This window comes from Clostridium sp., assembly GCF_040797585.1.
Lineage (GTDB): Bacteria > Bacillota > Clostridia > Clostridiales > Clostridiaceae > Clostridium_Z.
This window is the reverse complement of record NZ_JBFNEO010000088.1, coordinates 1-11,122: the sequence shown is the minus strand read 5'-3', so window position 1 is coordinate 11,122 and position 11,122 is coordinate 1. Positions and strand designations below refer to the sequence as shown.

Genomic DNA, 11,122 nt, shown 5'->3' with positions numbered 1-11,122 from the left:
ATATATGGCTTACGGAGAAAACCATAGAAGAATATATAAATAACCCATTTATCAATCCCAATTATAGAAAAGGCTTAGATGATACTTTAGATCTTGCCATAGAAGAGCTTAGTTTAAGTGGATATTTTGAATCGTTTAAAGAAGAACTTAAAAGAGAACTTACCCTATGTGAGTATAAAAAGCTTTTAATGGATATAAGAAGTAGATGTAAAGAGGTAGAGAAGATAGAAGGAAAAACCTATTGGGTAAGTAAGTTAAGAGGGAATGTTACTACTTACATAAAAGAACTACAAATAATAGCACCTTGGGTTGATTTATCTGGTAGTAAGGATTCAATACTTTCTAAAACCCTTAATAATATTCTATTAGAGACTTCTTTAAAAAACATAACAGAAGAGCTTAATATCCTCCTTGAGGACAATAAGGAGGAACTTACTAATAACAGTGAACTTAGAATCCTTATAAAGAGAGGTATAAAGTCCTTAGAGAAACTTAAATATGATATGAAAGATATTTTAAGCAAACTAAAATCCATAGGAGATAACATGGATTTTTCTATGTTATATAACAAGGATAGAGGATTATTTTCTATAGGCTATGATGTTAATAATAAAACTTTAAACAACTCCTATTATGATCTTATGGCATCAGAGGCAAGGGTAGCTTCCTATGTTGCTATAACTAAAGGTGATGTACCTGAAGAACATTGGTGGAATCTAGGTAGATCCTTAACTCCTATGGGAAGAGGAGTTGGACTCTTATCATGGAGTGGAACTATGTTTGAATACCTAATGCCTTTTATAATACTAAAAAATTATGAAGGGTCTCTTTGGAATGAAACTTATAAAGGGGTAGTTGAAGAGCAAGTTTACTATGGTGAGATAAAGAAAATACCTTGGGGAATATCTGAAAGTGGATATTTCCATTTTGATAACTCTATGATATACCAGTATAAAGCCTTTGGTATACCTAAAGCAGGATTAAAAAGAGGGTTAGAAGATGACACTGTAATTTCGCCATATTCTACTATGATGGCTTTAATGGTGGATTATAAGAAAGCTATAAGAAACTTAAAAGTTTTAGAGAGAAATAAGGTTTTAGGTCTTTATGGATTCTATGAGGCCCTTGATTATACAAAAGATAGAGTATCAAAAGGGAAGGAATTTTCAATAATAAAATCCTTTATGATACATCATGAAGGTATGGCATTAATGAGTATTGTTAATGTTTTAAGTAACAATATATTCAGGGAAAGATTCCATAAAAAAGAAGAGGTTATAAGTGGAGAACTCCTTCTTCAAGAGAGCACATATAGGGATATAACCTTCCATAAGGAAAGATTTAAGGAAGAAAAGCTTCATAATAAAGAGCTTCCAGAGGTAATAGTTAGAAACTATAATACTGGAATTACAGAGTTTCCAGAGAGCGTAGTACTATCTAATGGAAGCTATCATACAATGATAAACAATAGCGGAAGTGGATTTAGTAAGGTTAAAGATATGAATCTTTATAGATGGAGTAAGGATTATGTAAATGATAATAAGGGGATGTTCATATACTTAAGGGATATGAGCTCTTCAGAATATTGGAGTGCTACTTTTCAACCAACAAAGAGAGAGTCTGATAAATATCATGTAGATTTTACACTTCATAAAGCAGAATTTACAAATCAGTACAGAGGAATAGAAAGTAAATTATCTGTAGCAGTAAGTAATGAAGAGAATATGGAAGTTAGGGCATTGACTCTTGAGAATAATACTGAGGAAGATAAAGTAATAGAGATTACAACATACCTAGAGGTTACTTTAAGCACCCAGGAAGCAGATATATCTCACAAGGCTTTTAGTAACTTATTTATAAGAACAGAATCCTTTGAAGATAATGTGCTTTTAGCATACAGAAGGCCTAGAGCCAAGGGACAAAAGAAACCTTATATATTTCAAAAGATACTATTTCAAGGAGAAAAAATAGGGGCAGTTGAGTATGAGACTTCTAGATTAAACTTTATAGGACGTGGAAATGATGAAGATAATCCAAGGGTTATGAACCGAGAAATTCCTCTTGAAAATAGTGAAGGTACTGTAATTGATCCTATTTTTAGCCAAAGAATAAGAATGAAAATACCAAAGGGTGAAAAGGTTAAAGCATATGTAGTTATTGGAAGTTCTGAAAGTAAGGAAGAGGCAATAGATATATGTAATAGATATTCATCTATAGAAGGATGTAGAGGGATATTTAATGGATCTTATAATAATTCTTTAGGGGAGCTTTCATATTTAGGTCTTAAATATAAGCAGGCGTCTCTTTATCAAATGATGGCTAGTAGAATACTCTACACTAACAAGGATATAAGGAGAAGGGAAACTTATATAAAATCTTTAAATAAGCATCAAAAGGATTTATGGTCCTTTGGAGTGTCAGGAGACTTACCTATAGTTACATTAAATATAAAGGATACATCTCATGTAGATATAGTACGACAATGTGTACAGTGTCATGAGTACCTAAATAGAAGAGGAGTAGAATTCGATCTTTTAGTAATAAATGAAGAGGAATTTAGTTATGATATGCCTCTTCAAGGTTCGCTTTTTACAATTATAAATAAATATTCCTCTGCAAGTATTAATAATTTAAGAGGAAAAATATTCATTCAAAGCTATGATAACTTAAAGGATGAGGGAATAAGCTTTATAAAAGCCATAAGCACCATATATATAGATGGAAAAGAAGAGGATGCATTTTTCTCTCTGTTATTTAAGGGAGAGGATAATCTCACCTACAATCTTAGAGGACTTCCTAAGGAAGTTTATAATAATTCCATTATAAAAGAAGAGGTAGTAGAAGAAATGCCTCTAAAGTGGAAAAGGGAAAAGTATATGGCAGAAATAGGTGAGAGTATATGGGAAGGAAATCAAGGTAAATCTAGTGGAAGTAACGAAGAGTGCTATGATATAGGAAGGTTAAAATTCTTTAATGGACTAGGCGGTTTTAATGAGAAGAATCATTACGTTATAGTATTAAAAAACAACAATAACACTCCAGCACCTTGGATAAATGTAATAAGTAATAAAAAGTTTGGGTTTCACATATCAGAAAGTGGGTCTAGTTATACATGGTATAAGAATTCAAGGGAGAACAAACTAACTCCTTGGAATAATGATTTTGTAAGTGACACATTAGGGGAAGCTTTATTTTTAAGAGATGAAGAAAATGGAGAAGTGTTTAGTATAACCCCAAAACCTTTAAGAGGAAAAGAAGAGTATGTAGTAGAGCATGGATTTGGTTTCTCTAAATTTAGTCATATGAGTAATGATATAAAAGGGGAAATAACTTGGTTTACCCCATTAGATCATAGTCTTAAGATAGGAATAGTGAAACTTAAAAACTTACAAGGAAATAAAAGAAAAATATCTTTAACTTACTATAGCAATTTGATTTTAGGGGTGAATGAACAAGGAGTTCATAAAACCATATCCACTTATTATGATGAAGAAGGTAACTTCATATATGGAAAAAACCCTTACAGTGAGAAGTTTGGAGATACAAACTGCTATTTAAAAATAATAGGAGGAGAAGATATTAGCTACTGTGGAGATAGGGAAGATTTCATAGGAAGAGGTAGAAACATAAACTCATCAATGGCTATGGATATTGATAGACTAAATAACAAGGTAGGTGGAGGCTTTGACTCTATATTAAGCTACAGAACTTCCGTATATATAGAGGGTAATGAAGAAAAGATATTAACTATTGTAATGGGAGCAGAGGAGAATATAGAAAATATAAGAAATTTATTAGGAAGTTATTCTACCATTGATTTTGTATCACATAAGCTAAATGAAGTAGAAACTCATTGGAGAAATCTTGTAGGAACCTTTGAAGTAAGTACTCCAGATGATAGCTTAAACATATTAGCTAACGGATGGCTACTTTATCAAGTTATAAGTTGTAGATATTATTCAAGAACTGCTTTCTATCAATCAGGAGGAGCTTATGGATATAGGGATCAGCTCCAAGATTCACTATCCATAGGTCTTGTAGATTCAAATATTACTAGAAATCAAATAAGGCTAAATGCCTCAAGACAATATGAAGAAGGGGACGTTCAGCACTGGTGGCATCCAGTAGTGGATTCTGGAATAAGAACAAGGTTCAGTGATGATTTATTGTGGCTTCCTTATGGTGTTATAGATTATATAAATAATACTGGAGACTATAGTATCTTAGAGGAAGAAGAGTATTATTTAAAGGATGAGCCATTAGCTAAAGGAGAAGATGAAAGATATACTTTAACTAATTACTCAACTAAAAAAGGAACTATATATGAACATTGCATAAAGGCTATTGATAGAAGTCTAAAGCTAGGGGAACATGGTATACCTCTTATGGGTTGTGGTGATTGGAATGACGGTATGAGTACAGTGGGAAATAAGGGTACTGGCGAGAGCGTATGGCTTGGATGGTTCCTTTCCTACATACTAAAATACTTCCCGGATATATGCAAACATATGGGAGATGTAGAAAGAGAAGAAAAGTATTTAAAGTTTAGGGAAGAGATTTTAAATAATATAGAAGAAAATGCCTGGGATGGAGCTTGGTATAGAAGAGCTTATTTTGATGATGGTACTCCACTAGGATCTATTGAAAATGAAGAATGTTCTATTGATTCTCTGCCTCAGAGCTGGAGCATAATAGCTGAAGGAAATAATAGAGAAAGACAGATAAAAGCTATGAAATCTGTAGAGGATTATTTAGTAAATCAGTTAAATGGAATGATTCTTCTTTTATCACCACCTTTTGATAGCTCTAAATTAGAGCCAGGATATATAAAAGGATACGTGCCAGGAGTTCGTGAAAATGGAGGGCAGTATACCCATGCAGCTCTTTGGGTCATAATGGCAATGGCTGAGATTGGTAATACAGAAAGAGCATTAGAGCTTTTAAATATGATAAATCCTATAAATCATACCCTAACATTTAAGGAGTGTGAAAAGTATAAGGTTGAACCTTATGTAATAACAGCGGATGTATATATTAAAGAGCCACATGGAGGAAGAGGTGGATGGAGCTGGTACACTGGGGCAGCATCATGGACATATAAGGTTATACTTCAGTCAATATTAGGATTTCAACTAGTTAAAGGAAAAGGCTTTACTGTAAATGTGAATATGCCAAGTAGTTGGAATAAGTACTCTATAACTTATAGAAGGAATGAAAAGGAAATATATAATATAACAGTTACAAGAGGAGAAGAGAAGGGATTATATATGAATAGTAAGAAAATAGATGAGGATGTTATATTATTTAGTGAAGGAATACATGAAGTTTCTATAATTGTCTAAATAAGAAGCTGTATCAAAAAATTTTTAAATTATAACTTAACATAGAGCTATGTAATAACTCATATATATGAATTACTACATAGCTCCTTTTTATAGGGTTTCTGCTACAAGAGTAAAACTAGAAGATTTAGTCCTCTAAATCTTCCATTACATGGGTGTAATCAAATTCTTGATATGCAATATTGTTCGCTACTATATCATCAGTTACATTATCAGGCATTCTGCTATAGGTTTTTCTATCTTTAGAATAGCTTCGACGATTAGTAGGCTCCTGTTCTAGATAGTATCTTTCCTTGGGAAGATAAACTTTTTCTTTATGATTTTTCATTATAATCACCTTCCTTAATAAATAGTTTTACTCAATCTATAAAAAATATAACAAGTAATAAATGGGGAGTTAATCAATAGTAATTATTAATAAATAGTAAATTTTCACAATATCCTATTAAACTTTATACAATATTTTGATATAATGAAAATATAGATAAATAAGGTTTGTTAGGAGGATTTTGTAATGTCAAAGTTAAATGAAGTATATAAGTGTGAAACATGTGGACATATGGTAGAGGTGGTTCATCCATCAATGGCAAACTTAGTTTGTTGTGGAAAGCCAATGACTCATTTAGTAGAGAATACAGTGGATGCTGCTAAAGAAAAGCATATTCCAGTTATAGAAAAAATAGAAGGTGGAGTTCTTGTAAAAGTTGGGTCAGTAGAACACCCAATGGAAGAAAAGCACTATATCGAGTGGATAGAAGTAATCACTGAAAATAAGGTTTACAGAAAGCACTTAAATCCAGGAGAAAAGCCAGAAGCTAAGTTCTTAATAGAGGAACAAATCATATCAGTAAGAGAATACTGTAACCTACACGGACTTTGGAAGGCTTAATATATAAGAAAAAAAGATAGCATAAGGAAGAGGCTTGTCTAATAAGACAAGCCTCCTTTAATTTTAGTTATAAAGTTATATAGATAAACTACATGATGATTGAAACTAAATCATAAGCTATCATTATTTAAAGCTTATTCAAAGGTTGAGCTTTGAGAGGGTTTATTCATAATATAACTTAAAGCTTATTTTATACACTACTTAAAATCTAGAGTTTTAAAGAATTAATAAATAAAAAATAAAAACCAACATAATAGCTGGTTTTTATTTTTTTACATATATTATTCCGTTTTACCGATATCAGATAATACAAGACCTTTATTATGATCTAGAGCCCAGCTTATACCCCAATCACTTTGGAATATAAGAAGATTTCTATCCTTAAGATCCTTAACCTTCTTAGTATCAGAAGTTACACTTATAGAATCCATGTCAATATCAGTGTTTTCTATCCATCTAACATAGTTATAAGGAAGTCTATCCATTTTAATATCTACGTTATATTCATGGTTAAGTCTGTATTCTAAAACTTCAAATTGTAGAACACCTACAACTCCAACTATAATCTCTTCCATTCCTACAAAATGCTCTTTAAATACCTGAATAGCACCTTCTTGAGCAATTTGGGTAATACCTTTTACAAACTGCTTTCTTTTCATAGAATCCACTGGTCTAACTCTAGCAAAATGTTCAGGAGCAAAGGTTGGTATTCCTTCAAACTTAAACTTCTTTGGATTTTTACATAGGGTATCACCAATACTATATATACCTGGATCAAATACACCTATTATATCTCCTGCATAAGCCACATCAACTATTTCTCTGTCTTGAGCTAAAAATTGTTGTGGTTGAGAGAGTTTAACTTTATTCTTACCTTGGACATGGAAAACGTCCATTCCTTTTTCAAACTTTCCAGAACAAATTCTCATAAATGCAAGTCTATCTCTATGTTGAGGGTTCATGTTAGCTTGTATTTTAAAGACAAATGCTGAGAATGGCTCATCAAATATATCTATTTCACCTATGTCTGATTGTCTAGGGGTAGGTGAGCTTGTAAGAGTTAAAAAGTGTTTTAAGAAAGCTTCTACACCAAAGTTTGTTAAAGCACTTCCAAAGAACACAGGTGTTAAGTCACCTGAAGACACTTTCTCTACACTAAATTCATCACCGGCATAGTCAAGAAGTTCTATATCCTCTTTAAGTTTTTCGTGAAGATCACTTCCTAAAAGATCTGTGAATATAGTATCGTCAACTGAACCTTTTACAGTTTCAACTTCTGTTTGACCATGATTTCCACCATTAAAAACTAATACATTATTAGTTTCACGTTCAAATACTCCCTTAAAATGAGCACCAGATCCTATAGGCCAATTCATTGGATAGGTCTTTATTCCAAGCTCATTTTCAATTTCTTCTAAAAGCTCAAAAGGATCTTGAGATTCTCTATCCATCTTATTTACAAAAGTAAATACAGGGATACCTCTTAGAGCGCAGACCTGGAATAATTTTTTAGTTTGTGCTTCTATACCCTTAGCACCATCAATAACCATTACAGCACTATCAGCTGCCATAAGGGTTCTATATGTATCTTCACTAAAGTCCTGGTGACCAGGAGTATCTAGTATGTTTATACAATAACCATCATAATTAAATTGCATAACAGATGAAGTTACTGATATACCTCTTTGCTTTTCTATTTCCATCCAGTCCGACACAGCATGCTTAGAAGATTTTCTAGCCTTTACAGAACCAGCAAGTCTTATAGCCCCTCCGTATAAAAGGAATTTTTCAGTTAATGTAGTTTTACCAGCATCTGGGTGAGAAATAATAGCGAAGGTCTTTCGTTTTTCTATTTCTTTAATTAATTCACTCATAGTTAACCTCCTATTAAGTAGTATAGGCCTAATTCTTTATTATAAGTCTATTAAAAATATAAGTTAAGCCTCTTTTTTCACATTTTCTTTTTTTCCTTCTAATATATCAAGGATTTTTTTGCTTCTTTCTTTAGTTTCTCCATTTATCACTGTGTAAGGTATTCTTTCAGCTTCTAAGAATCCTTTTATATTAGAGTCTACATCTTTAGCCATATCCTCATCCTGCCATCTAACTCCATCTTGCTTATAACCAAATTCTCTTGGCACAAAGAATATGTGATCATATTTATTTACATCTTTTAAGGCTAAGGCATAAAGATCTTTTATTATCTCTATTTCTTTATTTCTCTTTTCTTTAAATCCTGACATGTATCTTGCATATATATATGGAATAAAGGTAGCGTAGTCAGTTAAAGCATAATCAAAGTCAGTTAAAGCATTTTCAATAAGCATTTGGCCTAAATAAATACCATATTGATCTGATAAACTTTCTATAGGACCCTTATCTCTTAGGTATTCAGTGCAATACTCAGTAGCCATACCAACATTTAATCCTTTAATTTTCATATCAACATATAATTGTTGAATAAGAGTAGTTTTCCCACATCTTGGGCCACCTAAAATAGCTATTCTAATAGGCATAGTTTTATAATCCTCCATTAAAAACATTTTTGGCTAGCATATGTTATCCTCTAATGTAAAGTTTAGTAGAAGATAACAGCTACTAGCCAGTTAACGTAGTAATTATAACAGTTTCTAAAGGAATTTTCAATTGGAAAAAAATTTTTTAGTAAAATAGAAATAAGAAGAGAACTAAACAGATAAAAACATTTTCAACAAGAAAAAACAAATTTAAACAAGGTTTTATGTATAATTACAAATATGAAAAAGGTGTTATAATAACTTTTGTAAGTTTCAGCAAAGAAAACCAATGCCGGAGGTGCTTTTATGTACAAGTTGATAGCTTTAGATATGGATGGAACTACCTTAAATAGTAACCATTTAATATCAGATAGAACAAAGAACGCAATAAAAAAGGCAAGGGAAAAAGGTGTGAAAGTAGTTTTAGCTACAGGAAGACCTATGGCTGGAATAAAAAAGTACTTAAGTGAATTAGACATGATGGAGGAAGGAGACTTCGCCATAACTTATAATGGAGCTTTAGTTCAAAATACATATTCTAAGGAAGTTGTAAGTAAAACATGTTTAAAGAAAAAACACTTAATGGAACTATATAATATAAGCAAGCATTTAAATATTAATATACATGCTTTTACTAAAGATGGATGTATAACTCCTAAAATGAGCAAATACACAGAACTAGAAGCAGATATAAACGAAATACCAGTAGAAGTAGTTAAATTTGAAGAATTAGATGAAGATACAGATGTACTAAAGATAATGATGATAGATGAACCAGAAAAGTTAGATAAAGCAATAAACGAACTACCAAAGGAGTTATACTCCAGATATACTATAATGAAAAGCGCTCCTTTCTTTTTAGAATTCCTTGATAAAAGGGTTAATAAAGGAGAGGGAGTTAAGAATCTAGCACAGAGTCTTAATATAAACAAAGAAGAAGTTATATGTATGGGTGATGCTGGAAATGATCTTCATATGATTGAATATGCAGGTCTCGGTGTTGCTATGGGCAATGCATTTGATGAACTAAAAAACTGTGCAGATTATATTACAAAAACTAATGATGAAGATGGAGTCGCCCATGTCATTGAAAAATTTGTATTAAACAGTTAACCAGCTAAAAAGCTTTAGGGCTTTTGATAGATATATATAAAACGATAACCCCCTAGGCTCACCATTTACCCCATGGTGAGCCACTTTTTTTATATTTTAAATTTATTGAATAAAACCTATTTTCTTCTGCATTTTTCTTAAGGTTTTTCTAGCTACGTAGTTAGCTTTTTCAGCACCTTTTTTGTAAATTTCCTCAAGGTGAGTTTTATCAGATAGAAGTTCTTTTACCTTTTCTTGAACTGGGGTAAGCTCTTCCACAATAACATCAGCAGTATAGGATTTAAATTCAGCATAGCCCTTACCTTTAAACATGTCTACAACCTCTTCAGGAGTGAAACCTTTTATTGCACATATAATATTTATAAGATTTTTAATACCAGGCTGATCATCACTATAGTTTACAATGCCTATTGAATCTGTAACAGAACGAGAAATTTTCTTTCTTATAACCTCTGGAGGATCCATTATTAATATAAAACTGTTTGGATTATCAGATGACTTTGACATCTTTTTAGTTGGTTCTTGAAGGTCCATTATTTTAGCTCCTTCCTTAGGTATATAAGGATCTGGAATTTTAAATGTAGGACTATAGGTGGTGTTAAATCTTTCAGCTAAGTTTCTAGATAGCTCTAGATGTTGTTTCTGATCCTGACCTACAGGAACTAGATCTGCCTGATATAAAAGTATATCAGCAGCCATTAATACAGGATATACTAATAATCCAGCAGGGACTGATTCCCCTCTGCTTTGAGATTTATCCTTAAATTGAGTCATTCTTGAAAGCTCTCCCATATAACTAGAGCATGTTAATAGCCATGAAGCTTCACTGTGAGCAGGTACATGAGATTGAATAAATAAAGTATTTTTTTCAGGATCTATTCCAGAAGCTATATATATAGATAACACCTCAAGAGTATTTTTTCTTAAATCTTTAGGCTCCTGTTTTACAGTTATTGCATGTAAATCTACGATGCAATAATAACATTCATATTCATCTTGAAGTTTAACCCAGTTCTTTAAGGCTCCTAAATAGTTTCCAAGGGTTAAGCTACCACTAGGTTGAATTCCACTAAATATAACTTTTTTTTCTTCCATGTTTATCCTCCTTATTGAATCTATTTTCCAAATGGTATTAAAGACAGATATTTAGAAATAGATCTATTACTACTTTTTAATGTAACTACTATTTTTTATAGATTTTCATTAAGAATTAAAATAAAATCATATATAGGGTTACTAAATCAACTCTTAAGTTATACATC

7 protein-coding genes are annotated in these 11,122 nt (G+C 31.8%); 3 read left to right on the top strand and 4 right to left on the bottom strand.

What is annotated here, in order from left to right:
* Nucleotides 1–5,342, top strand: a 5,342-nt coding sequence (locus tag AB2369_RS07415; RefSeq protein WP_367665844.1) for a glucoamylase family protein, incomplete at its 5' end; no start/stop codon positions are given.
* A gap of 127 nt (nt 5,343–5,469) precedes the next feature.
* On the opposite strand, the gene AB2369_RS07410 is transcribed toward AB2369_RS07415, so the two are convergent.
* Nucleotides 5,470–5,670, bottom strand: coding sequence for a hypothetical protein (locus tag AB2369_RS07410; RefSeq protein WP_367665843.1), 201 nt, complete (start codon nt 5,668–5,670; stop codon nt 5,470–5,472).
* 186 nt (nt 5,671–5,856) lie between these two features.
* Here AB2369_RS07410 and AB2369_RS07405 point away from each other — a divergent pair, with 186 nt between their 5' ends.
* Nucleotides 5,857–6,231, top strand: coding sequence for a desulfoferrodoxin (locus tag AB2369_RS07405; protein ID WP_367665842.1), 375 nt, complete (start codon nt 5,857–5,859; stop codon nt 6,229–6,231).
* A 281-nt stretch (nt 6,232–6,512) separates the two neighbouring features.
* Here the strand turns inward: AB2369_RS07405 and AB2369_RS07400 are convergent, their stop codons facing one another.
* A complete protein-coding gene (locus AB2369_RS07400) occupies nt 6,513–8,105 on the bottom strand; it encodes a peptide chain release factor 3 (RefSeq protein ID WP_367665841.1) in 1,593 nt (530 codons plus the stop codon).
* Nucleotides 8,106–8,168: 63 nt separating this feature from the next.
* Nucleotides 8,169–8,747 (bottom strand): AAA family ATPase, encoded by a 579-nt coding sequence (locus tag AB2369_RS07395; protein WP_367665840.1) that lies wholly within the window; start codon nt 8,745–8,747, stop codon nt 8,169–8,171.
* 306 nt (nt 8,748–9,053) lie between these two features.
* On the opposite strand from AB2369_RS07395, the gene yidA reads away from it, so the two are divergent.
* Nucleotides 9,054–9,860 (top strand): sugar-phosphatase, encoded by an 807-nt coding sequence (gene yidA, locus AB2369_RS07390; RefSeq protein WP_367665839.1) that lies wholly within the window; start codon nt 9,054–9,056, stop codon nt 9,858–9,860.
* Nucleotides 9,861–9,962: 102 nt separating this feature from the next.
* Here yidA and trpS read toward each other — a convergent pair whose 3' ends face one another.
* Nucleotides 9,963–10,955 (bottom strand): tryptophan--tRNA ligase, encoded by a 993-nt coding sequence (gene trpS / locus AB2369_RS07385; protein WP_367665838.1) that lies wholly within the window; start codon nt 10,953–10,955, stop codon nt 9,963–9,965.
* Nucleotides 10,956–11,122 lie beyond the last annotated feature (167 nt).